Origin of the sequence: Neobacillus sp. WH10 (assembly GCF_030123405.1) — a bacterium.
GTDB lineage: Bacteria > Bacillota > Bacilli > Bacillales > Cytobacillaceae > Neobacillus.
Genome location: NZ_CP126110.1, coordinates 2,357,415 through 2,381,069, shown reverse-complemented (window position 1 = coordinate 2,381,069; position 23,655 = coordinate 2,357,415). Strand labels below are relative to the sequence as shown.

The window sequence follows — 23,655 nt, the reverse complement described above, 5'->3', positions numbered from 1 at the left end:
ATTAATTATTCTTTCTATTAACATATGCTCAGTTCTGAAAGGGTTGTCCACGATTATCACGTGTTTACTGCTTTTTTTATTACTCTATGCCTTAATACATATTTGTCGTTTAGTTCATTAAAATTATCGGTAATACTATTGAAAAAACACTTTTGTTGGTCTTTTTCTCCTAGAAAATTTATAATAAATGAATCGACAATTCCGTTTTGAAAGTTAGGAGATAATATGGATAAATTACACCCATTTCGAGATATGGTCGTGCGTTTCTGGAAAAAGAAACATTTAACACAAATAATATTACTAATAATCCTCGTGGTTGTCTTAGGTACCATTCTTTATTTCGGCTGGCTCGCATCAAGGGCAAATGTGGAATCGTTGAAGGAGGGCTTAAGCCAACCAACCGTCATTTATGATAAAAATGGTAAAGTTGCCACCAATGTTGCCACCAATCGGACACAAGGAGTAAAAGTCGAGGAATTACCTAAATATGTTCCGAATGCAGTTGTCGCGATTGAGGACGAACGTTTTTATGAACATAGCGGTTTTGATGTGAAGGGAATTGCCCGTGCCTTTTTCAGCAATTTGTTTGCAGGAAGGATTACTGGCGGCGGCAGTACGTTAACACAGCAGTTGACAAAAAACGCCCTCTTATCACCTGAACGCACCTATAAACGAAAAGCCGAGGAATTATTTTTAGCGGTTAAAATTGAAAAGGTTTATACAAAAGATGAGATCATGCAAATGTATCTCAACCAAGTATACTTTGGAAGCGGTGCCTGGGGAATCGCCAATGCTTCTAAGAAATATTTTAATAAAGATATCAAGGATGTAAGCATAAGTGAGGCAGCTTTGCTTGCTGGTCTCCTGCATTCACCGAATTACCTTGACCCTTATAAAAACTATGATTCAGCAATAAAAAGGCGAAATGTCGTCTTAGGGAAAATGAAGGAGCTCGAGTTTATTACTGCCGCAGAGTACAACACGGCGAAGAAAGAAAAAATTCGCCTTCAAGATGGCGGTGGCAGCTTTGTTGAGCGAAAATATCCTTATTATGTAGATGCTGTATTAAATGAGGCTATTTCTAAATATGGAGTAACCCAGGAAGAAATTTTGACTAGAGGATACCGTATTTATACAGAAATGGATCAAAACCTGCAAGCGGGTCTTGAAAAAGTTTATAGTAAAAACTACTTGTTCCCGAAAGGTAAAGGGAATACTTTAGTCCAAAGCGGGTCTGTCCTAATGGATCCAGCCTCAGGCGGTGTTAGCGCACTTGTCGGAGGCAGAGGTGAGCATGTGTTCCGCGGCTTTAATCGGGCTACACAATTACAGGTACAACCCGGATCAACGATAAAACCTTTGGCTGTCTATACGCCTGCCCTTGAAAATGGCTATAACTATTCGTCCGAACTTGTTGATGAACCAACATCTTTCGGAGATTACAAACCTGAAAACTTTTCGAAAACATACCAGGGAAAGGTTCCAATGTACAAGGCCCTTGAAGACTCGTTGAATATTCCGGCTGTTTGGCTGTTAAATGAGATTGGCTTAGATAAGGGTTTGGATTCGTTAAAACGATTTGGCATCCCTGTAGAAAAAGAAGATAAAAATCTGGCCATCGCTCTCGGCGGAATGAGTAAAGGTGTATCGCCTCTGCAAATGGCGAATGCTTTTACTACTTTCCCGAATGGCGGAAAGCGTCAGGATAGTCACTTAATTACCAAAATTGTCGGACCGACAGGTAACACAATCGCAGAACGGGAAGCAAAAACAACAAAGGTAACTTCCAAAAAGGTAGCCGACGAAATGACATCCATGCTATTGAATGTAGTGGAATCGGGTACAGGGAAACTTGCTCATATCCCAGGTGTTCAAATTGCTGGAAAAACAGGGTCAACACAGCTTCCATTTAGTGGCGTTAGCGGCACAAAGGATCAATGGATGGTCGGTTATACCCCTAACATCGTCGGTGCTATTTGGATTGGCTATGACCAAACTGACCGAGAGCATTACCTGCCTAGCTCAAGTTCAGCTAATGTGGTACCGCTTTTTAAAGAAATTATGAAGGAGTCCTTGCCATATCTCCCAAAAGAAAATTTTGAAGTAACTTCAATTAATGCCCAGCTTGCAGGTGAGGAAGCAACAAAGAAAAGCATTAATGAACAGGCGAAGGAAATTGGCAAAGAATTGAATGAAAATGCAAAAAAAATCGGGTCTACGATAAAAGAAAAAGCACCAGAGTGGAAAAAAAGCTTGGATAAGGTGTTTTATACCATCGGAAAAGGAATCGATTCTTTAGTTGAAAAAGCGAAAAGTATAGGAGAATAGCACGCCATCATGGCGTGCTATTCTTTATTTTGGTACTTTCCAAGTTTGACACTTATTATTTATTTTCTTTCTATTTGAATGGAATGGAAAAAGCCCCCTGCAATCCTTATTAGTTCTTCTTCTTGTTCAGTATGATAAACGGCGATAAAACATGTTGATGGACCTGATGATTTTAAAATATCCAAGTTTGTGATAACCATATCCCGCGTAAATTTTTCATTTGCAAACATTTGATTCAACTCAAATAAGATTCCTTTTGAGCCAACAGGCAAAATCATCACGTCATTCGCTTTATTTATCTCTTGAAAAATTGAAAGAGGTACAATATCATCACTTTGGTCCAATACTTCATTACCAACTAAAGGTGACCCTATTACGGCAAATTTCAATTTATCAGAGAACATGAAATCCGTTATTTTTCCATTTGGCTTTATGCCAAGTACAATTAATCCAACGGCAGATTGCAGTAAAGGAAAATTACTTTCCGTACTCCCCGTTATGGGAACATCCTTCAAACCAAGTTCTAATAACCCTTTTTTGATGCCTCTTAAAAGCTCTTCCCATGGTCCATTTCCACAAAAGTTGTGGAGCACTATGGAAATAGGCTTTCCACCCGCTGCGATACATTCCATGACCGCAACTCTTAACGAATAGTAGGCAACAGTTTCGTATGGTACATGAACGGTATCCTGCGCTTTCATCCCAATCGCTCCGCTATTATCACAAGAGAGAATGAGAGATACCTCACCATTAAAGGGAATCGTTATAATATCCCTCATCTTTTTGCCTTTCTCTCTCCTCCATATGTAACCAAGGAAGAAAGACGTGGAATAGCAACGAAAGCGATTACTGTATTTATGATTGAACCGATTAGCAATGAAGGGACGATTGCTAAATAGAATTCTTTACTCATTAAAAAAATAAATGGTAAGGGTGCAACAATTGCATTCCCAATGATAAAAAACACAATAGCTGATGCTTTCTTGCCCTTTTTATACAGGATTCCAAACAGCCAAACTAGCACAGCCATTTCGACTGCAATAAAAAAATGGCTTGGTCCTAATGGAAAGCCCCCTAAAATTGCGGATAATAAATGCCCAAATGCAGCCACGATCGCTCCAGCACCGCTGCCAAGTAGAGCCGCAGCCAATAGGGATGGAAAGACATCCAACGCTACACTGCCAACAACAGCTGGGATCTTTATAGCCGCTCCAACAGCAGACAATGCTGTAAACATTGCCAGCCAGCTTACCATTTGCATCTTCATTTTACTTATCATCTTTACGCTTCCCATCTCTAAAGACTTTCGCACTGCGAACATATTCTACGTCACGAACATTAAGGCGGCTGTTTATTACCCTAGCCAAGGCAAAGAAATAATCCGATAATCGATTTAAGTATTGTAATGCTATTTCAGGTGTTTTCGGGTCCGCCTTCAATAGCGATACAACCAATCTTTCCGCTCGCCTTGTAACCGTTCTTGCAATATGAATCGATGCTGAAGGTTTTGTTCCCCCAGGTAAAATAAATCTTTCTAGCTCCGGAGCCTCTTCAATATATTCGTCTATTTTCTTCTCCAGGTAATCGATCGATTCTTGATGAAGCTTTATTTCTCGCTTTTCCGACACATTCGCAAGATCACCGCCACAGTCAAATAATTCATGTTGAATTTTTTCAAGATCATTAAGCACGTCCAAAAAACTATCTTGGTCAAGTTCTTGAATCGCTTGCCCAACAAAGCAATTAACTTCATCAACTGTTCCGTATGCCTCTACCCGGATGTCATCTTTGTCTACCCTGCCGCCAATAATACTTGTTTTTCCTTTGTCACCTGTCCTCGTATAAATTCTCATTTAAAATCTTCCCTTTATTTTATATTTTGGTTTAATCCATACCAAATGACATCTACTTTTTCTGATTTTGCTGCAATATCTTGATAGGCCCATCCTGTTACATCTCGCCATACTCTATTTTCTTTTTCCAATGGGACAATTCCTTTTGTTATATCGGTCCCTATTACGATCAACTTGCGATTTACCCTTGCCTTTTCCCATGTATGCCAATTTTCTAAACAACTATTCCAAATTCTTCGAGACTCCTTTGAATCATATTTCTTCGTTAAATCTTTCAACCAAAATTCTACACCCTCTAGAATAATCACGTCTTGGTCGATATCCTTAAAATTTATAGGAAGAGGACAGTTATCGTACGCTGACAACCAATAATCATGTCTGTTTACATGATATATTTTTTTCACCCATGCTCTTTTGCCGTTAAAGGCACCTCCAGTAATAAAGTGCAACGTTCACCCCTCCTTAGTGCTTCTCTATCAAAAATGAGCTCGAACCCTTGACTATGCCTTGCCTGCCAATCCCAAAAGTCTTTCTTTTCAGGTGCAAATTTAGATAAAAGATACCTGATGACTCCACCGTGGGTGATGACCGCACAACTCTGACTACTTTTGGAAAGAACCTGATGGATAATCTTGTTCCAGCCGACTTGAACTCTCTTTGTAAAAGTATCAAAAGATTCCCCCTCCGGCGGACAATTATTAACAGGATCTGTCAGCCATTGTCGATAGAGCATATCTTCTCTCAGATTATCATAGGTCTTCCCTTCCCATTTGCCGAAATTCATTTCTCGTAAATCTTCTAATAAAAACGGATTACTATTTGGAAACAATATTTTTGTTGTATCAATACATCTTTGTAAATCACTAGAAAAATAGCACTCAAAGCTTTTTGTTGTCGATATTGCTTTTGATTCAGCAGTTATTGGAGAATCATTCCATCCTAAATACTCTTTCCGTTTGTTAGCTTCTGTTACCCCATGACGAAATAATGCAATAACCACACGGTCATCCACAGTATTAACTCAGTCCCTTCTACTGAAGCTCCTAATACATCTCCTGTAATCCCGCCAAACCATTTTACAGCTTTACGACGGCATAAAAATAAACAACAGACAGCGGTTAAAATCAATAAACCGACAAGGAAGTAGTCCTTACTAATAAGCAATACGAGAAATAAAAAACTCATTAAGTACACTGGATAGATCCATAACACCCGAGGCTTTGCGGCACTTTGGAATAACGAGCCTAGCCCATTATTTTTAGCCGACTTAATTGTTAACAAAAGAACGCCCATTACACTTTTACTCAAAAACGGTATAGCTGCAATAAAGAAATATGTGGCTTGTTCGACGTTCAAAGTACTCTCATAAATAAATAGAAACTTACAGCCTAATAATACAATAATAGATAAAACACCAAATGCACCCGTTCTTGGATCCTTCATAATTTCAAGTCTTTTTTCAGGATCTTGGTAGGAAAAATAAGCATCACTCGCATCCATCCAGCCATCTAGATGGATTCCTCCTGTCACGAGTATCGTTGCCAGCCAAAGCATGAACGCAACAGCTAAATGAGAAAAAGGAGTAAATTCATGAAACACATAAAATAGACATGAATAGATTATCCCTTGAAATAATCCTAATAGTGGAAAAGCTTGTACTGCCTTTCTTAGATGTTCCTTGTCCATCGGTAATTCAAGTGGGATAGGCAATGCTGTAAAAAATTGAAGGTTTATCAAGAATCCTTTCATGAATTTAATCATCTTGTACTCCCTTGATTGATTATTTCTTTAAGTAAATCCCATTTTAGATGGCTTTTGATTTTGGAAGCAAGAATCTCATATTTATTATCTTTAAAGTTTCTAATAAAAGTAGGTTCTTGAAGTTGAATCCCTTTTCGTTTTCGAATCATGTTTAACCAGTGATTTCTCCACTCATCATTATGAAATAAATGGTGAAGATATGTCCCAATGATTTGGCCGTCATTTGCAAAGTAGCCTTCTTCTACCCCATTTTCTAAGGTTAGAAATGGGAATTCCTTTTTAGATACAACAGTTTTACCTAAGTGGATTTCATACCCCACTACCTGCTGGTTTGCAGGCAATCCTGTACATTTGTGATACTTGCCAATGACTCGGTTTACTTTTTTTTCTTTATAAAAAGTGGTTATCGCGGGAATACATCCTAGTCCCTTTTGTGTGAAGTTCAGTGCACCTGTATCTGAACCAGCTTCATCTACCAATTCCTCACAAAGTATTTGATATCCGCCACAAATACCTACTACTAATCCGCCATGATCTACATGATTTTGGATGAGGCGATCTAACCCCTTCTCTTTTAAATTTTCTAAATCACTGATTGTACTTTTTGTACCAGGAATAATGATGGCATCTGGTCGTCCAAATTCACTTGCATGCTTAACCCAGCGCAATGAAACATCTTCTTCAAACAAAAATGGCTCCAAATCATTGTAATTTGAAATAAAAGGCAGCTGAATCACTACGATATCAAGGATCCCTTTTTTTGTATTTGAAAATTGAGTATGGAGAGAAAGTGAATCTTCAGCATCGATCATATGATTCTCCACAAATGGCAAAACACCTAATACAGGGACACCTGTTCTCTCCTCCAGCCATTGGATTCCATCCTCAAAAAGTGTGATATCCCCACGGAACTTATTGATAATCAAACCTGCGACTCTTTGTCTTTCTTGAGGCTCCATCAAGTCAAGTGTGCCCACAATAGTAGCAAAGACTCCACCCCGATCAATATCAGCTACAAGCACAACCGGTACATCCGCCAGTTCAGCTACCCTCATATTGACAATTTCTCGATCCTTTAAGTTTATTTCAACAGGGCTTCCAGCACCCTCAATGACTACAGCATCAAAATTTTCCTTAAGATGATCAAGAGATTTCTTAATAACTTCTATGCCCTTTTCATAAAACTGTTCGCGATAGGCATATCCCGAAAAAGTCTCGATAGCCTTTCCTAAAAACACCACCTCAGAGTGCTGGTCAGATCTCGGTTTTAATAATATAGGATTCATCCAAACTGTTGGCTCAAGTCTAGCTGCTTCAGCTTGGATACCTTGTGCTCTGCCAATCTCTCTTCCGTCAAGTGTTACATAGGAGTTATTTGACATATTTTGTGATTTGAACGGTGCTGCTTTTATTCCCTCATTTGCTAACATCCTGCACAACGCCGTAACAATTAAACTTTTGCCTACATCTGAAGCAGTGCCTTGAATCATGACTCCTTTCATTGACTTGCTCCTTTCATAACGATCGGAATCCCTGCTTCCACTAAAAAAACTTGATCCGCCATTTTTACTAATTCTTGATGGATTTGTCCCAGCAAGAGACCATATGAAAAAACGATGTCTGTAGCTAGTAATGACTCAAATAATACCTCATTACTAACAACAATCATTGTTCCTGCTCGATCTTTTATCGAAATAATTCCAGTAATAATATTTTCTTTGACCGTTTTAAAAAAAGAATCATCCCAGGTTCGATCAGTAGAAAATAGTTCATTATTTAAAAGTGTTGTAACACAATCTAACAAAATAATATCTTGATTATTGAAAACATCTACAATCCCGCCTATTTGCACCGGTCGTTCAATTGTTTTCCATTTATACGGTCCCATATTTCTATCACGCTGATGTATTTCAATTCGTTCCTTCATTTCCGAATCAGAAGAAACTCCCGTTGCTAGGTAGATAAGCTGTCTCTCTTTATTACTAGCAATTTCTATTGCTTTACTTTCAGCAAAGCTGCTCTTCCCACTTCTTACTCCACCGGTTATAAAAATTAATGATGATGCCTCCAAATGGTTAACACCTCCATTAGATGATTGTTTTCTTCAACTCCCTTTATTGCAAAACGGAGCCATCTTCCGTCCAGTCCGGGAAAATTCATCGTATGTCGAGGGACAATCCCGTGATTAAGCAGAAACTTAAACAACGGTAATTGATTTTCCAATAAGGGATCTTGTAATAAATAGAAATTTACTTTTGAGAATGAAGAAATATATTCTTGATGTTTAAAAAAATGGAACAACCTATTCCGTTCATTACTTATATAGTTCTGTGTCTCTTGAATAAAAGTTTTATTTTGCAAACATAGTTCACCAGCTAATAAGGCAATTGTATTGGTACTCCAATGTGATTGCAGTTCACTAAGTTCTGAGACAATTGCAGGCTGCGCCACTAAATATCCTAAGCGAATTCCTGGAATCGAATACATCTTTGTCATCGATCGAATAATAAGTAAATTAGGAAACCTGTTTATGTATGGAATGAATGAGTCATACTCTAGTAAAAAATCAAAAAATGCTTCATCTAAAATAACCAAGCAATTTTCCTTTTCACATGCCTCGAATAAGGAAATAATTGTAGAACTAGAATACTGAATCCCTGTTGGATTATTTGGATTACAAAGGAATATTGCATCGGCATACACTAGTTTGGCACGCAATTCATCAAGTTTTAATTCAAAGTGAGGCTCCCTTAGTTGATGATATAGAAACTCACATTTGTTTGCCCGGCAGGCTTTTTCATATTCTGAAAAAGTTGGCTGCACCAATAATACTTTTTTTCCGGTAAGCATCCGGGCAACCAAGGTAATAAGCTCTGCTCCCCCATTTCCAATCAGAATAGATTGTCCCGGAATCTGTTCTTGGTTTTCAATCCTTTTTTTAAGCTTAGTAGCAAATGGATCTGGATAAGTGAAAATTTCTTGATACAAATCCTGCCATTTTTCCTTTAATGCAGGAGGCGGACCAAGTGGATTTATATTTGCGCTAAAATCATGATATTGTGCAGGGAGCGAAAGCCCCATTGCCTCATATAGGTATTGAGGATTGGAACCATGTGACGGCCAAATCAAAGAGCATACCTCCCATCCATAATAAAAGTAAAAATAAAAATACTGTTTTTGCTAAAATAGAGTTCGCCTTTACTATATGTTCTGCTTGAATCGGATTAAGCTGTTCTCCCATCTTTGCACGGTTTGAAACAATTCCTTTGTAGTAATTCCTGCCGCCAAGCTGAATTCCTAAAATCGCGGCAACAGCAGCTTCACCCCAGCCGCTGTTTGGGCTGGGATGCTTTTTAGCATCGTGGAACAATATAGTCCATGCCTTTCGATAAGCCATACTTTCCGGATGTTTTCCGATCAGCATGATGATGCCTGTTAAGCGACTTGGAATCCAGTTCATCACATCATCCCATTTAGCTGATGCCCAGCCAAACTCTTTATATCTTTCATTCATATGTCCAACCATCGAATCACAAGTATTCGTTGCCCGGTAAATCATTGCAAGCGGCGCTCCACCAATCAATGCCCAAAATAAGGGAGCTGTTACCCCGTCACTTGTATTTTCCGCAACAGTCTCAATCGTCCCCCTTGCTATTTCACTTTCTTCAAGATCATTCGTATCACGGCCAACAATATAAGAAAGTTTTCTTCTTGATTCAACCAGGTCCCCCGAAATTAAAGGGTAATAAACTTCAAGGGAAGCTTCCTTCAAGCTTCTTTGAGCAATCGTTGTAGAAATAATGATACTTTCCACTAAAATACCCACTACCGGATGAAGCATATATCCTATTAATACCACCAACAAAACGATAGAAGAAACAAACAGTAAAACAGAAAGGAGCATTGCGATTCCTTTCAACCGTTTAGACTCACCATGATTCCAACGCTTTTCAAAAAAAGATATCATCGATCCAATCCATCTTACGGGATGTGGCCAATTGGGAGGATCGCCGACAACCATATCAATAACATAAGCAAATGTAATCGAAATTAAGTGATTGACAATCATGGTTGTTTCCTTTTTTGCGACTTTTGAATGGCTTTTTTCGTGCACTGATAAACAGCTTTACTAATAAGCTTTCCAAGAGGAGTAATGGTTCCGGCATATTCTAACACTTTTCCGGTTTGGGTCGCAGCAATTAAAATACTATCTGTTGAGGTACCGGTTGCAATGGTTCCCGTGACTTTATCCAACACCTTTTGATCATGCATCGCCTTTACCTTTGCTTCCGTTGCTGTCATAATGCTTTGTATAAAGGCTTCCTCAGTTATCTCGCCGTTAACGAAAATCCATATATTAATTGTCCCAGGCGACATTTCCAGAGTGTCCCTCTCACTTTTCGAAACATCAATCGCATTTCCAACCCCGGCGGTGACCACAACAAAGATCGAGAAGCCATCCTGTTCAAGGCGTTGGCAAGACATGTCCTCAAGCCGTACCGCTGTCATCATGCCAACTGTATCCGATGGTTCAAACCCCTTTGCTTTCAAAAAAGAAACCATTTCCTCCCGATGATTATCACAATTGTAGTCCTTGCTTACATGACGATTGACAAAAGCTTGATGCCAGCCCGTTCCTGAACCTACCACACCCGAAGACATTGTTCTTAATGGGGCTGGGGATTTTATCTCGATGAACTCGCTTGTCACACGTAACAATGCTTCATTAATTTCAATATTTTTTGTGTCCCGAGTTACTTCCGGCAGTAACACCATTTGTGGAGCAGCCACCTTTGGATGGGGATGTTTCTGAATTTTTGTACGATAAACGCTTCTTATTCTATCCTCTTTAAGGACTTCGTTCGGAATATGGTTACTATTGATGGTTCCTTTTTCAAGCAGCAACAAGCGATCACAGTATAGGCCAGCAAGATTTATATCATGGAATATTGAGATAACCGTCAACCCTTGTTCTGTCGTCCATTGCTTTAAAAGGTCAAGTAGTTCTTTCTGATAGGATAAATCTAAGTGATTTGTTGGTTCATCTAAAAGTAGAATTTTCGGCTCTTGGGCCAATGCCTGGGCAAGAAATACCCTTTGTTTTTCACCGCCAGATAACTCCTGAATATTCTTATGTTGAAATGAGGATATTCCAGTCTGGTTCATTACTCTATGGACAATTTCCTCATCCTCATTAGACCAAGTCTGAAACCAGCCTGTTTGATGTGCATATCTTCCAAGTGAAACGGTTTCCTTAACCGTATAAGAAAAAGACTGTGAAGAATGCTGTGAAAGAACCGCAACAATTTGTGCAAGCTGCTTAATACCATATTCCTGTAGCCTCTTTCCACTAATTAATATCTCACCTTGTTTTGTCGGTAAAATACCACTAATCATTTTTAACAGAGTCGTTTTTCCACTTCCATTTGGGCCTAAAACCCCGAACAATTCCCCTTGATTTACTTCAAAAGAAATGTCCTTTAAAACAGATTCATCTGCGTAACCACCTGAAACATGTTGAACGCTTAGCATGGTCTATCCACTTCTTTCCTTCCTTTTTCTCTGTAGCAGAATAATTGCAAATACAGGTGCGCCAATTAAAGCGGTAATAACCCCAATTGGCAATTCAGTTGGTGAAATAATGGTACGGGATAGGAGGTCAGCTAGAATTAAAAAACCGCTTCCGGTTAAAATGGATAGCGGAAGAAGGTACCGATGATCGGGTCCCCACAATATTCTTGAAAGGTGGGGAATTACCAGACCAACAAAACCAATTGTCCCTGAAACTGCAACGGCTGCTCCTGTTAATATGGAACCAGCCGATAAAATAATTAGCTTTCTTTTTTGCACATTGACCCCTAAATGCTGTGCTCTTTCTTCCCCAAACGACATGGCATTTAATTCTTTTGCATTAAAGATTAATATGGCAGAACCAATAATGAAAAATGGCAAAATAATTTTTATGTAATCCCATCCTCTCATCGATACACTTCCTAAGAGCCAGCCAATAATTTGCCTCAGCTCATCGCCGGTTAGTGCAATCATGAGGGAAATAACTGCTCCTAAAAAGGAGCTAAAAATAATACCTGTTAAGATAATTGTTTCCACTTTCATTGAGCGGTCTATTTTCCGGGCAAAAGCAAGAACGAAAAAAATGGTAATAAAAGAAAATAGAATACTAAGTAAGGGTAATGTGAACATCCCAACAAATGGGATCGATAGATGAAAAAACAGTGTTAAGACCGCACCCACAGATGCTCCAGATGAAACACCCAATGTATAGGGATCTGCTAACGGATTTCTTAGCAGACCTTGGAAAGCCGCTCCTGCAATAGCAAGAGCAGCACCCACAAGGCCTGCTAATATCACTCTAGGTAAGCGAATATTCATAATAATACTCTCATGCATCGGATCAATTGACCCTACCCCAAATAACTTAACAAAGATAATTTGAATAATCGTTTCTATTGGTACATAAACAGTTCCTATTGAAATACCTAATAAAATTGCAATAATAAGGAAAATTGATGCAAGAAAAAAGGCTAAGAATTTATTATTTAAAAACTTCTGGATAGACAGCCTTTGCAAGTTCCTCTACTCCTTCAACAATCCTAGGACCTGAGCGAGTAACACGATCAGAATCTACATCGATTACCTGCTTATTTTTTACAGCGTTAACCGATTCCCAGCCTTGTCTGCTTAATACTTGCTCAGTCGGATTTTTCACATAGTACCCATATGTAGTGATCACGACATCAGGATTTCGTTTGATCATAGCTTCTTGATCAATTTTGACCCAGCCTTCCTGATCATTTGCGATATTTTCCGCATTAATAACGCTTAACATTTCATCCATAAAAGTATTCTTTCCTGATGTATAAATCTCTGGGGCAGGAGATACTTCAACAAATACCTTTTTCTTCATTTTTATATCTTTCGTCTTAGCAATAATCTTTGCTAAATCGTCTTTCATCCCTTTAATGATTTCGTCTGCTTTCTTTGTTTCACCAGTAGCTTTCCCAATCATACGAATGGAATCATACACTTGGTCAAAATTTTCCGCATCATTTACAACTAGGACGGAAATTCCGGCATCTTTTAACTGCTGTAACCCTTCTGTCGAATTATGAGCAGAAGAGGCATGTGCTAATACTAAATTAGGCTTTAAAGAGATGATTTTTTCCAAATTAATATCTTGTCCGCCTACTTTCTCTTTTTTCAAAACATCTTCAGGATAATTATCAAAATCAGAAACACCAACCACTTCTTTTCCAAGACCTAATGAATAGGCAATTTCCGTATTACTTGGCATCAATGAAACAATCTTCTCCGGCTTCTTCTCTATAACCACCTTATTCCCTAATGCATCTTTTATGGTAACTGGAAACGCAGCTTCCGTTTTGCTGCCAACACTTGCTTTATTATCTTCTTTTACTTGTTCTTTCTTTTCAGTACAACCTGCTAAAGCGCCTATTGTTAATAATACGATCAACAATAGTGAATACAATTTCTTCATGTTTCTTCTCCCTGCTTTCTGTTTAGATAAAATGATAGTAACAAAAAATAAGTCCTGCTTCTGCCAATAAAAAAACATCTCCATATGACATGAAGATGTTGGTGCGATTAGATTGCATTTACTAAATAAAGTAAAAGGAGTCTAGCCTTCAACACCTTCCTATCCTCGTAGGTTTATCAGCGTGCAAGAATTAGGCAGGTTTCCTGGCTCATGATCATCGCTTCCTATGCCTTCCCATCCAATTAGACAGTGACAAATTATAGGTTGCTCTCATTTACAGTGGCGGGACCGCGTTGGTTTTACACCAAACTTCCCTTTTAAGCTTAAAATCATTCAAGATGATTCTAGCACCTAATTTAATAAAATATATTTTGTTATTTTTATTATAAAAAAACTAAATTGATTTGTATATGTTTTTTAGATTTTCAAACTAATAATAAATTTTGTTTTTTATAAGTTTGTTTTGGATTTAATTTCAACAATTTAAATTATTGCTCAATATTTCTGCATAAATTGGCCATTTCAATTGCTGCAGTTGCCGCATCCCAGCCTTTATTGCCGGCTTTTGTGCCTGCACGCTCGATTGCCTGTTCAATAGAATCCGTCGTTAATACTCCAAAAATAACCGGAATACCGCTATTTAATCCTACTGATGAAACACCTTTAGCCGCTTCATTACAAACATAATCAAAATGTGGAGTAGAACCGCGAATAACGGTTCCAAGTGTGATGACAGCATCATACTTTTTACTATTTGCCATTTTTTGGGCAATCAAAGGGATTTCAAACGCACCTGGAACCCAAGCGACATCTACGTCTGATTCACTGACTCCATGCCTTTTTAGGGCATCCTGTGCACCGCCTAATAATTTACTTGTAATTAATTCATTAAACCTTCCAACAACAATTCCTACTTTTAACCCAGATCCAACTAAATTTCCTTCAAAAATATTTCCCATGATTATGCCTCCATATGATAATTTTTGCTAACTAATTTCTAGTAATGTAACAAATGCCCGAGTTTGTCATGCTTTGTTCTTAAATAATTGGCATTTTCCTTTCGAATGTCCATTTGCAGCGGTACCCGTTCCACTACTTCAAGATCATAGCCTTTGAGACCTTTAATTTTTCGAGGATTATTCGTTAATAACAGCATTTTTTTAATCCCTAAATCCTTTAAAATTTGGGCACCAATTCCATACTCTCTTAAATCAGCACCAAAGCCGAGTTTTTCATTTGCTTCAACGGTATCATAGCCCTCTTCTTGTAGTTTATAGGCTTTTAGTTTATTGAGAAGTCCAATACCCCGGCCTTCTTGACGCATATATAACAGAACTCCGTTACCCGCCTGATTGATCTGGTTTAATGCAGCATGAAGCTGGGGACCGCAATCACAACGGTATGATCCGAACACGTCCCCTGTCAGGCATTCAGAATGTACTCGGACAAGGACAGGTGTTTCAGGATTAATTTCACCTTTCACTAAGGCTACATGCTCTTTCTCATCAACAAGATTCGAATAACCGACTGCTTTAAAAGCACCAAATTCAGTAGGTAAATTTATTTCTACCTCACGTTTTATTAGGTTATCCTTTTTGTTTCTATATTCAATCAGATCTTTAATCGTAATCATTTTTACATTCAGGTCAACTGCAATTTTTTGCAACTGAGGGACACGTGCCATTGTTCCGTCCTCATTCATGATTTCACAAATAACTCCAGCTGGTTTGGCACCGCATAATTTGGCAAGGTCTACTGCCGCTTCCGTATGCCCTGTTCTCCTTAAAACACCGCCTTTTTTAGCAATTAGCGGAAAAATGTGTCCAGGACGTTTAAAATCTGCAGCTTTTGACTCTGGGTCAAGCAAACTTAAGATTGTGGCTGAACGTTCAAATGCCGAAATTCCTGTTGTCGAAAATTTATGGTCAATACTAACTGTAAAGGCAGTACCATGAGGGTCTGTGTTTTTAGAAACCATTGGGATTAAGTCCAATTTTTGCGCCAAATCTTCCTCAATTGGAACACAGACGAGTCCTCTACCGTGTGTCGCCATAAAATTAATCACAGTTGGAGTAGCTTTTTCAGCTAAAGCGATAAAGTCCCCTTCATTTTCCCTCTCCTCATCGTCGCAAACAATAATAACCTTTCCTTCTTTTAAATCAGTTAAAGCTTCATCAATTGAATTAAACACATCTATCACTCCCTGTTATAGTTCAACACCATGGCGGTACGAGACGTTCCAGAAGTATTGGTTAAAAAAATCCATTCTCTTCTAAAAATTTTTCCGTTATCCCTGACCTGCTCTTTTGCTCTTGGTCATTTGTAAGCTTTTTGATAAAATGACCGACGTATTTACCAATCATATCGCATTCCAAATTTACTATATCCCCTGAACCCTTATGCCCCAATATGGTTTCCGACAATGTATGTGGAATTAAAGATATTGTAAAACTATTTTCTGTTACTCCGAAAACAGTTAGGCTTGTCCCATCGACAGCAACAGATCCCTTCAAAATTACATCTTTTAATAAATTTGAGTCCGCATCAATTTCATAATAAACCGCATTTTCAAAGGCCTGTTTACTTTTTATAACTCCTGTGCCATCTATATGTCCCGAAACAAAATGACCTCCGAATCTTCCACCTGCAGCCATAGCTCTTTCTAAATTAACTTTTGATCCCCGCTTAACTGTATTTAAACTGGTAGCTTTGACTGTTTCAGGCATTACGTCTACCGTGAATTGCTTACCTGTATAAGAAGTAACTGTCAAACATATTCCGTTGACGGCAATACTGTCGCCGAGATGAACATCGTCAAGAATTTTTTTGGCTTCAATTGTTAATACAAACGAGTTTCCAGTCCGCTGAATATTCGAGAGTATGCCGATTTCTTCAATTATTCCAGTAAACATAATAATTTCTTCTCCTTACCTAGGTTCAGCAATAATTCTTATATCACTGCCAATTCGATCCACCTGTTTAATGTTCAAAGAAACAGCTTCTGCTATGTGTTCAATTCCCTGCCCTCCGAAGGATGTAGGTGCATTTTTTCCACCGATTAGTTTCGGAGCGATATAGGTAATGATTTGCTGAAAAGCATGTTCCTTTAAAAAACTGCCATGCACTTCTGCGCCGCCTTCAACAAAAAGAGATGTAATTCCCTTTTTGCCAAGGAGGACGAGCATCTCTTTTATCGAAACCTTCTGACTCTCCATTTTTATTACTTCAATATCTAATTCAGAAAATTGGCTAACTCGGTTTTTGTCAACTTCTGCTCCAGTGACAATCCAGGTTGGTGCCTGTTGATCGATAATAACTTGGGCGTCAAGCGGAGTCCTTAAATGAGTATCCAGTATTATGCGAATCGGGTTTTTACCACCTTCTACGAGCCTTGTTGTCAAGGATGGATTATCTTTCAATACCGTGTTGACCCCAACCATGATTCCGTCATGTTGGTGACGAAAATGATGAACGTCTGCTCTTGATTCTTCATTCGTAATCCATTTGCTTTCACCAATTACTGTTGCCGTTTTTCCGTCTAAACTTGCGGCTGATTTTAAGGTGACATAGGGTAAACCTGATTGGATGTTATAAAAAAAGACCTTATTCAAATCACGGGCTTCCTCTTGTAATATGCCCACCTTCACTTCAATTCCAGCTTTTGTCATACGCTCAATCCCTGTCCCGGCAACTTTAGGATTTGGATCTGTTGTAGCTACAAATACCTTCTTTACACCTGACTTAATTATCAAATCAGAACAAGGTGGAGTTTTTCCATAATGACTGCACGGCTCTAGGGTTACATATAAAGTAGACCCTTTTACTTGATCGCCAGCCATTTGAATGGCATGTACCTCAGCATGTGGTTCGCCAGCTCTTAAATGTGCTCCCATGCCGATTATTTGACCATCCTTTACCACCACAGCACCGACAACAGGGTTAGGTGACGTTTGTCCAAGAGTTCCTCTGGCTAGGTTTAACGCTAAATTCATATATAAACTATCATTCATCGATTATTCTCCTTTTTAAAAGGAATTAAAAAAGACCCTAAAGAATATTTCTCTTCAGGGTCTTCAAAAAAGACAATAGTAAATAAAGGTTTAAAAATAGGCAAACTTCACCCTATCATTAACCCTTGTTTTCCTTCTCCCATCCAGACTTTAACTGTCGGCCCTGGAGTTTCACCAGATCCACCGTTTAACAAAAATGTTACCCGGGTCACGGACTAAGAAGCATTGCTTCATCACCGCCGGTTAGGAATTTCACCTGACCCCGAAGGAAGTATTCAATTATGTTGTTAATATAATAATACAATTAATTCTAACAGTAAAGAAAAAAACACCTATTGTTTTCTTTTATCCCACTAGAAATTTTTTTCGTGAATTCATATTTAATCATTAGTGATAAAAAGAACCTATTTCTCCTTATCACTTTACCCCATTTAACTTACATTTGTCTAATTCTGATAAGTCTTTACAGGTAAATATATTTCAAAATAAAGATTTCCCTCAGCATTTTGATCCTTCTCCCCTTCTGTAAAGATTTCCATACTTAATGCATTTTGATCCTGATCATAGCCGTATTCTTTCATCCATGCGAACATTTTATTGTATGTATTTTCGACATCCTCTATCCTGCCTTTATGAGTACTGAAAACATAGTTTTTACGTGGAATCGTAAAACCAACCATACCTTCTGGGATATCATCAATAACTTCTACTGGAGTAGTAACATAGTAGGTGATCTCGGTTTCCCTCGTATGAAATGGTGCAATCAATATCGATTCCTGAGTTTGAAATGGAACCTCATAAAGACGTCCTTTAAATCTACTAAAAAGACTTGGAATACAATCCATTTGTGAATGTGTACCATTCCAAGAAATGCCGATTACTTTTATTTCTTCTCTTTCAATTACTCGGATACCCAAGCAAATCCCCCCTTTTATACAATCATATTTCTAATATTCTAATAGTATCACTGAGATTCCTTCTAAAATTATTCGACGAAATAGGTGGAAATTTTTATTCCTAAATAACTTTACAGATAAAAAATAACAGAGGAGCATTTTCCGTTGTTCCAAACTCTAGTCACTTCTTAAGAGATAGAAAAAAGCCGTTCGAAGAATCGAACGGCCTTTGTTTGTTTATTTAACTTCCTGAGGAATTGCTAAATTCAAGCCTTTTGCTACTCGCTCGCCATACTCTGGGTCAGCTTTGTAGAAATGCTGGATTTGACGAAGCTTGATATCCTCTCTCTCCACCGGCTCCATGGCACCAACGATGGTCTCCACCAAACGTGTACGTTCTTCCTCTGTCATCAATCGGTAAAGGTCACCCGTTTGTGTATAATGATCATGCTGGTCATATGAAGCCTGCTCTGCTGTACCGGTAACCTGGAAGGCTGTTTGTTTATGCTCAGGCGCTTCCTTTGGACCATCAAAACTGTTTGGTTCATAGTAAACCGATCCGCCGCCATTATTATCAGATCGCATCGCACCATCACGTTGATAATTGTTTACTTCAACTTTTGGACGGTTAATTGGGAGCAAGTTATGATTAGCGCCTACACGATACCGGTGTGCATCGGAATATGCGAAAAGTCTCCCTTGGAGCATTTTATCCGGTGATGCCTCAACACCTGGTACCATAGTTCCAGGTGAGAATGTTGCCTGCTCTACCTCTGCAAAATAGTTTTCAGGATTGCGATTCAAAACCATTCTACCTACCTCAATTAATGGGTAATCCTTATGTGACCAGATTTTTGTCACATCAAATGGATCAAATCGATACGAATTGGCATCTTCAAATGGCATAATTTGCACGTGAAGCTTCCAGACTGGGAAGTCACCATTCTCAATTGCATTAAATAAATCTTCTGTATGATAATCTGGATTCTCTCCCGCTAGCTTAGCGGCAAGATCCGGTGACATGTTTTTAACACCTTGCTCGGTCTTAAAGTGATATTTTACCCAAACCGCTTCACCGTCTTCGTTCACCCATTTGAAAGTATGACTGCCGTAGCCATTCATATGGCGAAATGTCGCTGGAAGCCCGCGGTCCCCCATTAAATAAGTCACTTGGTGCAAGGATTCAGGTGATAAGGACCAAAAATCCCAAACAGCAGTTGGATTTTTTAAATGGGTTTTTGGATCTCTTTTTTGAGTATGGATGAAATCCGGGAATTTAATCGCATCACGTATAAAGAAAATTGGGGTGTTATTTCCAACCAAATCATAGTTGCCTTCTTCAGTATAAAACTTCACTGCAAAGCCCCGAGGATCACGAACCGTATCAGCAGAACCAAGTTCCCCTGCTACTGTTGAAAAGCGAATAAACATTGGGGTGCGTTTACCAACCCCACTAAATAATTTTGCCTTCGTATATTTGGACATATCATTGGTCACTTCGAAATAACCATGTGCTCCGGCACCCTTTGCGTGTACTACCCGCTCCGGCACCCGCTCTCGGTTAAAGTGCGCCAATTTTTCTAGTAAATGGACATCTTGAATTAAAGTTGGGCCCCTAGAACCAGCGGTCATTGAATTTTGATTATCACCGACTGGTGCTCCGTTTCCTGTTGTTAAATGTTTGTTACTATTACTCATTCGATCACCTCGTAAACTATTTTTTAAAACTTTACCTAAATTATAATATAAACCTCATTAAAATCAATACTAAATTATAATTATTTTAATTTAATATTGAATGTTAATAATAAAACCTGAAACCACTATTACATAGGTATTAAAAAATTGGGACGTTATTCCAAAATTAAGAAATAACATCCTAAAAATTTCTATATACTTAAGAGAAGTGATTTTTCCAAACTAAAAAAATAGATTATACTGTATGTAACACAATTTATAGGAGGATTAATATGAGTGAATCTAATCAATCAAACCTAAATGAAGAGCCAAAAAAGAAAATTAGTTTACAAGAAGCGATGAAACAGCAGCTTGAAAATAAAAAAAATAAGACCGCTTCAGGGATTTCCACTTCAAGCAACACACAAAGTGGTAAAAAGATGAAAAGCCAGCAGACCAAAAAAGTAAGCAATACACGGAGAAAAATGGGTGTTTAATAAACTTTCAAGAGGATGACACAAAGAGGTATGACCCTTTTGCGTTTCCTCTTTTGCCACAAAAAAACAGACCCTAACAAGTGTTAGAGTCTGTTTTTTTGGCAGGTCTTATGATTTACGAACGTTTACCGCTTGTGGTCCACGTTGTCCATTTTCAATTTCAAATGTAACCTCTTGACCTTCATCTAAGGTTTTATATCCTTCGCCTTGAATAGCTGAGAAATGAACGAATACATCATCTCCGCCTTCACGCTCAATGAATCCAAACCCTTTCTCACCGTTAAACCATTTTACTTTACCATGTTCCATTACTTTGTATCCTCCTAGCATGTAACAATTACATTATTTTGCAAAATATTCTTGCTCAATTATTTTTACCAATATGTTATTGTCATATACCATTTCAATTCGTTATTTTTTCTCTTTTAGTTGAGACTTCAAAGAACCCATGTGTGGATTGCTTTTGCCACACCATCCTCTTCATTAGTTGCTGTAACCCAGTCTGCAGCCGCCTTCACTACATCTTGAGCATTTCCCATTGCTACACCAAGTCCTGCTGATTTAATCATCATTAAATCGTTTCGACTGTCTCCCACGGCCATAACATTTTTCATTTCAATTCCGAGTCGGCTGCAGACAACACCCAGCCCCTTCGCTTTATTAATTCCAAGCGGATTGACCTCTATATTCTTCAAAGTAGAATTACTTAGCTCAAATTCAGCCTTTGCCTCTAATTCTTTTAATATAAGCTCTCGAGTTGCATCATCATCTATATTAAATCCAAATTTTAACCATTCGATATTATGGATGTCCTCTGGCATTTCATCATGCCAATTCCGCTCCGTGCTGATCGCCCAAAACTTTGTTTTATGCTGTTTTGTAAGTTCCCACATCCACTCTATTAATTCCGCTTTCACAAAATTCCTTTCTACCAGTTCCCGTTTTTCATCCCAGATCTCACTGCCATTTACCGTTACCAAATACGATGTGAGCTCCAGTGCATCAGCATGTTCTCGACAGGTCGTTAAAGATCGTCCGGTACTTAATACGACATATATCCCCTTATCCTGGGCAGCTTTGATAGCCTGCCGATTCGCTTCAGATATCTGTCCTTTATAATTTAAAAGTGTTCCATCCATATCAAGTGCAACTAATTTGATATCAAGATCATTTTTGAAATTATCCATATGTAAAAAAAAGCTCCTTTCTTACATTATCTAATTAAGAGTACACTTTTAATTTTCATTTTTCAAAGATACCATCTACAATCAGTTAGCATAATACATTTATATAAAATGAAAAAAGACCCTGAATTATTAGTTGCAGGATCCTAATATTCCATTATTGCTGCTGATATTGCACACGGTGAAGGTTGGCAAAAATACCGCCCTGTTCGATTAATTCATCATGACGTCCTTCTTCGGCAATTCCCTGCTCTGTTACAACGACAATCCGGTCAGCATTACGAATGGTCGCCAGCCTGTGGGCAATTATAAGGGTGGTTCTGTTTTGAGCAAGCTCTGTCAACGCTTCTTGAATCACCATTTCCGTTTCCGTGTCAAGAGCCGAAGTAGCTTCATCCAAAATTAAGATTGGTGGGTTTTTTAAAAACATTCTGGCAATTGCAATCCGCTGTTTTTGACCACCGGAAAGCTTTAAGCCACGTTCCCCAATTTGGGTCTCATAACCGTCCGGCAATGAAGCAATAAATTTTTCGAGATGGGCACGACGAGCAGCCTCGGCAATTTCCTTATCAGTTGCATCCTGTTTGCCATAAGCGATATTTTCACGAAGTGTTCCTGTAAACAGAAACACATCCTGTTGAACAATGCCGATTTGAGAACGTAATGATTTTTTCGTCATATTTCGGATATCGAGGCCATCAATATAGATGCCGCCGTCACTAACATCATAAAATCTCGGAATCAAGGAGCAAATCGTTGTTTTGCCTGCTCCTGACGGTCCTACAAATGCTACAGTCTCACCTGACCGAATATCTATATTTATATTTTCCAAGACAGATTTATGCCTGTCGTAACAGAAGGATACGTCTTTAAATATGATATTTCCTTTAAGTGATGCTATTTCTACTGCATCCTCTGTATCCTTTACTTCCGGATCTGAATCAATCAGCTCTATAAACCGTTTGAACCCAGCCATTCCTTTTGGATATAACTCCATTATCGCACTGATTTTATCAATTGGTTTAAAGAGGACATTGACATATAGGATAAAACCAACTAATTCACCATAGGTTAGCTGTCCAGTGAAGCTTAACCAAGCTCCATAGACAAGGACGACAATCGTGATTAGCCTTGTCATCATATAGATCCCCGAGAGACTGTAGGACATGACACGATATCCACTTAGTTTCGCGCCACGGTATCTTTGATTATTCTTTTTAAATCTGGCTATCTCAAACTCTTCATTTGTGAAGGATTGAACCACGCGACTTCCGGAAACACTATCCTCTACACGTGCGTTTACGTCTGCAATGCTCGAATACATTTGACCCCAAGCCTTGTTCATTTTTAAATTACAGACAATTACTAGAAGAATTAAAAATGGCAAGATTAGAACGGCAACAAGAGAGAGCTTCACATTGATCGTCAGCATAATCCAGAATGCACCGATAAAGGTCATCATGGCGATAAAGACATCTTCTGGTCCATGGTGGGCAAGCTCGCCTAAATCAAACAGATCATTGGTAATTCTGCTCATGATATGCCCCGTTTTCGTATTGTCAAAAAAGCGAAACGATTGCTTTTGGACATGTTCAAACAGTTCTTGCCTCATATCGGTTTCAATATTAATCCCAAGCTTATGGCCCCAATAATTCACAATAAATTGTAGGAAGGTACTTAATAAGTAAACAAGGAAAAGTCCGATACTCACTGAGACTATCGCCTGCCAATCGCCACCAGGCAGCAATTCATCAATAAACCAACTAACCGCCAGCGGGAAGGCTAATTCAAGAACAGCAACTATAACTGCACTGCTGAAGTCTAATATGAAAAGCCGTTTGTGCGGGCGGTAATACGAAAAGAAACGTCGAATCATTAGTAATCTCCTTTTTTCAATGATAGCAATAATAGGATTATATGAAATATATATGAA

The 23,655-nt window shown here is 38.5% G+C and carries 24 protein-coding genes and 2 riboswitches; of the genes, 2 read left to right on the top strand and 22 right to left on the bottom strand.

Translation table 11 applies throughout. From position 1 onward, the window contains the following. The first annotated feature begins 225 nt into the window (after positions 1-225). Positions 226-2,328 (top strand): transglycosylase domain-containing protein, encoded by a 2,103-nt coding sequence (locus QNH20_RS11265; protein WP_283922973.1) that lies wholly within the window; start codon positions 226-228, stop codon positions 2,326-2,328. 59 nt (positions 2,329-2,387) lie between these two features. Here the strand turns inward: QNH20_RS11265 and QNH20_RS11260 are convergent, their stop codons facing one another. The 19 genes from QNH20_RS11260 to katA form a co-directional block, all read right to left on the bottom strand. Then, on the bottom strand, positions 2,388-3,107 hold the full coding sequence (locus QNH20_RS11260) for an ATP-binding protein (protein ID WP_283922972.1): 720 nt from the start codon (positions 3,105-3,107) through the stop codon (positions 2,388-2,390). Beyond that, entirely contained in the window at positions 3,104-3,595 is a 492-nt protein-coding gene (locus QNH20_RS11255) for an ECF transporter S component (protein WP_481858099.1), read from the bottom strand. The genes QNH20_RS11260 and QNH20_RS11255 overlap by 4 nt, the downstream gene beginning before the upstream one ends. A gap of 1 nt (position 3,596) precedes the next feature. After that, positions 3,597-4,181, bottom strand: coding sequence for a cob(I)yrinic acid a,c-diamide adenosyltransferase (locus QNH20_RS11250; protein WP_283922970.1), 585 nt, complete (start codon positions 4,179-4,181; stop codon positions 3,597-3,599). Positions 4,182-4,195: 14 nt separating this feature from the next. Then, positions 4,196-4,630 carry a bifunctional adenosylcobinamide kinase/adenosylcobinamide-phosphate guanylyltransferase gene (locus tag QNH20_RS11245; RefSeq protein ID WP_283922969.1) on the bottom strand — a complete coding sequence of 145 codons (435 nt, stop codon included), beginning with the start codon at positions 4,628-4,630 and terminating at the stop codon, positions 4,196-4,198. Further along, positions 4,582-5,181: a histidine phosphatase family protein gene (locus QNH20_RS11240; protein ID WP_283922968.1), complete on the bottom strand. Its 600-nt coding sequence runs from the start codon at positions 5,179-5,181 to the stop codon at positions 4,582-4,584. The genes QNH20_RS11245 and QNH20_RS11240 overlap by 49 nt, the downstream gene beginning before the upstream one ends. Beyond that, entirely contained in the window at positions 5,151-5,942 is a 792-nt protein-coding gene (cobS, locus tag QNH20_RS11235; RefSeq protein WP_283922967.1) for an adenosylcobinamide-GDP ribazoletransferase, read from the bottom strand. Before cobS ends, QNH20_RS11240 begins: the two co-directional genes overlap by 31 nt. Further along, positions 5,939-7,444: a cobyric acid synthase gene (locus QNH20_RS11230; RefSeq protein WP_283922966.1), complete on the bottom strand. Its 1,506-nt coding sequence runs from the start codon at positions 7,442-7,444 to the stop codon at positions 5,939-5,941. The genes cobS and QNH20_RS11230 overlap by 4 nt, the downstream gene beginning before the upstream one ends. Continuing rightward, complete coding sequence (locus QNH20_RS11225) at positions 7,441-8,013, bottom strand: bifunctional adenosylcobinamide kinase/adenosylcobinamide-phosphate guanylyltransferase (protein ID WP_283922965.1); 573 nt, start codon at positions 8,011-8,013, stop codon at positions 7,441-7,443. Before QNH20_RS11225 ends, QNH20_RS11230 begins: the two co-directional genes overlap by 4 nt. After that, positions 7,995-9,071: a threonine-phosphate decarboxylase CobD gene (gene cobD, locus QNH20_RS11220; RefSeq protein ID WP_283922964.1), complete on the bottom strand. Its 1,077-nt coding sequence runs from the start codon at positions 9,069-9,071 to the stop codon at positions 7,995-7,997. Before cobD ends, QNH20_RS11225 begins: the two co-directional genes overlap by 19 nt. Further along, entirely contained in the window at positions 9,028-10,011 is a 984-nt protein-coding gene (gene cbiB, locus QNH20_RS11215; protein ID WP_283922963.1) for an adenosylcobinamide-phosphate synthase CbiB, read from the bottom strand. Before cbiB ends, cobD begins: the two co-directional genes overlap by 44 nt. Further along, positions 10,008-11,474, bottom strand: a complete 1,467-nt coding sequence (locus QNH20_RS11210; RefSeq protein ID WP_283922962.1) for an adenosylcobinamide amidohydrolase — start codon at positions 11,472-11,474, stop codon at positions 10,008-10,010. The genes cbiB and QNH20_RS11210 overlap by 4 nt, the downstream gene beginning before the upstream one ends. Before the next feature lie 3 nt (positions 11,475-11,477). After that, positions 11,478-12,530, bottom strand: a complete 1,053-nt coding sequence (locus QNH20_RS11205; protein ID WP_283922961.1) for a FecCD family ABC transporter permease — start codon at positions 12,528-12,530, stop codon at positions 11,478-11,480. Beyond that, positions 12,496-13,458 (bottom strand): ABC transporter substrate-binding protein, encoded by a 963-nt coding sequence (locus QNH20_RS11200; protein ID WP_283922960.1) that lies wholly within the window; start codon positions 13,456-13,458, stop codon positions 12,496-12,498. Before QNH20_RS11200 ends, QNH20_RS11205 begins: the two co-directional genes overlap by 35 nt. Positions 13,459-13,634: 176 nt before the next feature. After that, positions 13,635-13,828: riboswitch (cobalamin riboswitch) on the bottom strand. Between the two features lie 118 nt (positions 13,829-13,946). Then, entirely contained in the window at positions 13,947-14,417 is a 471-nt protein-coding gene (gene ribH / locus QNH20_RS11195; RefSeq protein WP_283922959.1) for a 6,7-dimethyl-8-ribityllumazine synthase, read from the bottom strand. 38 nt (positions 14,418-14,455) lie between these two features. Further along, positions 14,456-15,649, bottom strand: coding sequence for a bifunctional 3,4-dihydroxy-2-butanone-4-phosphate synthase/GTP cyclohydrolase II (locus QNH20_RS11190; RefSeq protein WP_283922958.1), 1,194 nt, complete (start codon positions 15,647-15,649; stop codon positions 14,456-14,458). Between the two features lie 61 nt (positions 15,650-15,710). Then, positions 15,711-16,370: a riboflavin synthase gene (gene ribE / locus QNH20_RS11185; protein WP_283922957.1), complete on the bottom strand. Its 660-nt coding sequence runs from the start codon at positions 16,368-16,370 to the stop codon at positions 15,711-15,713. A 15-nt stretch (positions 16,371-16,385) separates the two neighbouring features. Beyond that, positions 16,386-17,468 (bottom strand): bifunctional diaminohydroxyphosphoribosylaminopyrimidine deaminase/5-amino-6-(5-phosphoribosylamino)uracil reductase RibD, encoded by a 1,083-nt coding sequence (gene ribD, locus QNH20_RS11180; RefSeq protein WP_283922956.1) that lies wholly within the window; start codon positions 17,466-17,468, stop codon positions 16,386-16,388. A 127-nt stretch (positions 17,469-17,595) separates the two neighbouring features. Next, positions 17,596-17,742, bottom strand: a riboswitch (FMN riboswitch). Between the two features lie 172 nt (positions 17,743-17,914). After that, a complete protein-coding gene (locus QNH20_RS11175; RefSeq protein ID WP_283922955.1) occupies positions 17,915-18,385 on the bottom strand; it encodes a GyrI-like domain-containing protein in 471 nt (156 codons plus the stop codon). Between the two features lie 216 nt (positions 18,386-18,601). Continuing rightward, a complete protein-coding gene (katA, locus tag QNH20_RS11170; protein WP_283922954.1) occupies positions 18,602-20,062 on the bottom strand; it encodes a catalase KatA in 1,461 nt (486 codons plus the stop codon). A 272-nt stretch (positions 20,063-20,334) separates the two neighbouring features. On the opposite strand from katA, the gene QNH20_RS11165 reads away from it, so the two are divergent. Then, positions 20,335-20,538: a hypothetical protein gene (locus tag QNH20_RS11165; RefSeq protein ID WP_283922953.1), complete on the top strand. Its 204-nt coding sequence runs from the start codon at positions 20,335-20,337 to the stop codon at positions 20,536-20,538. Between the two features lie 108 nt (positions 20,539-20,646). On the opposite strand, the gene QNH20_RS11160 is transcribed toward QNH20_RS11165, so the two are convergent. The 3 genes from QNH20_RS11160 to QNH20_RS11150 all read right to left on the bottom strand — a co-directional run bounded on the left by QNH20_RS11160 (position 20,647) and on the right by QNH20_RS11150 (position 23,598). Next, positions 20,647-20,847 (bottom strand): cold-shock protein, encoded by a 201-nt coding sequence (locus QNH20_RS11160; RefSeq protein WP_149869847.1) that lies wholly within the window; start codon positions 20,845-20,847, stop codon positions 20,647-20,649. Between the two features lie 128 nt (positions 20,848-20,975). Further along, positions 20,976-21,725, bottom strand: a complete 750-nt coding sequence (locus QNH20_RS11155; RefSeq protein WP_283922952.1) for a Cof-type HAD-IIB family hydrolase — start codon at positions 21,723-21,725, stop codon at positions 20,976-20,978. Positions 21,726-21,879: 154 nt separating this feature from the next. Next, positions 21,880-23,598: an ABC transporter ATP-binding protein gene (locus tag QNH20_RS11150; RefSeq protein ID WP_283922951.1), complete on the bottom strand. Its 1,719-nt coding sequence runs from the start codon at positions 23,596-23,598 to the stop codon at positions 21,880-21,882. Positions 23,599-23,655: the final 57 nt, after the last annotated feature.

Coding starts and splice junctions, on each gene's coding strand:
- QNH20_RS11230 (WP_283922966.1), bottom strand. CDS start 7,444: ATGAAAGGAGTCATGATTCAAGGCACTGCTTCAGATGTAGGCAAAAGT.
- QNH20_RS11210 (WP_283922962.1), bottom strand. CDS start 11,474: ATGCTAAGCGTTCAACATGTTTCAGGTGGTTACGCAGATGAATCTGTT.
- QNH20_RS11155 (WP_283922952.1), bottom strand. CDS start 21,725: ATGGATAATTTCAAAAATGATCTTGATATCAAATTAGTTGCACTTGAT.
- ribE (WP_283922957.1), bottom strand. CDS start 16,370: ATGTTTACTGGAATAATTGAAGAAATCGGCATACTCTCGAATATTCAG.
- QNH20_RS11255 (WP_481858099.1), bottom strand. CDS start 3,595: ATGAAGATGCAAATGGTAAGCTGGCTGGCAATGTTTACAGCATTGTCT.
- QNH20_RS11160 (WP_149869847.1), bottom strand. CDS start 20,847: ATGGAACATGGTAAAGTAAAATGGTTTAACGGTGAGAAAGGGTTTGGA.
- QNH20_RS11200 (WP_283922960.1), bottom strand. CDS start 13,458: ATGAAGAAATTGTATTCACTATTGTTGATCGTATTATTAACAATAGGC.
- ribD (WP_283922956.1), bottom strand. CDS start 17,468: ATGAATGATAGTTTATATATGAATTTAGCGTTAAACCTAGCCAGAGGA.
- QNH20_RS11265 (WP_283922973.1), top strand. CDS start 226: ATGGATAAATTACACCCATTTCGAGATATGGTCGTGCGTTTCTGGAAA.
- QNH20_RS11250 (WP_283922970.1), bottom strand. CDS start 4,181: ATGAGAATTTATACGAGGACAGGTGACAAAGGAAAAACAAGTATTATT.
- cbiB (WP_283922963.1), bottom strand. CDS start 10,011: ATGATTGTCAATCACTTAATTTCGATTACATTTGCTTATGTTATTGAT.
- QNH20_RS11260 (WP_283922972.1), bottom strand. CDS start 3,107: ATGAGGGATATTATAACGATTCCCTTTAATGGTGAGGTATCTCTCATT.
- ribH (WP_283922959.1), bottom strand. CDS start 14,417: ATGGGAAATATTTTTGAAGGAAATTTAGTTGGATCTGGGTTAAAAGTA.
- QNH20_RS11150 (WP_283922951.1), bottom strand. CDS start 23,598: ATGATTCGACGTTTCTTTTCGTATTACCGCCCGCACAAACGGCTTTTC.
- katA (WP_283922954.1), bottom strand. CDS start 20,062: ATGAGTAATAGTAACAAACATTTAACAACAGGAAACGGAGCACCAGTC.
- QNH20_RS11165 (WP_283922953.1), top strand. CDS start 20,335: ATGAGTGAATCTAATCAATCAAACCTAAATGAAGAGCCAAAAAAGAAA.
- cobS (WP_283922967.1), bottom strand. CDS start 5,942: ATGATTAAATTCATGAAAGGATTCTTGATAAACCTTCAATTTTTTACA.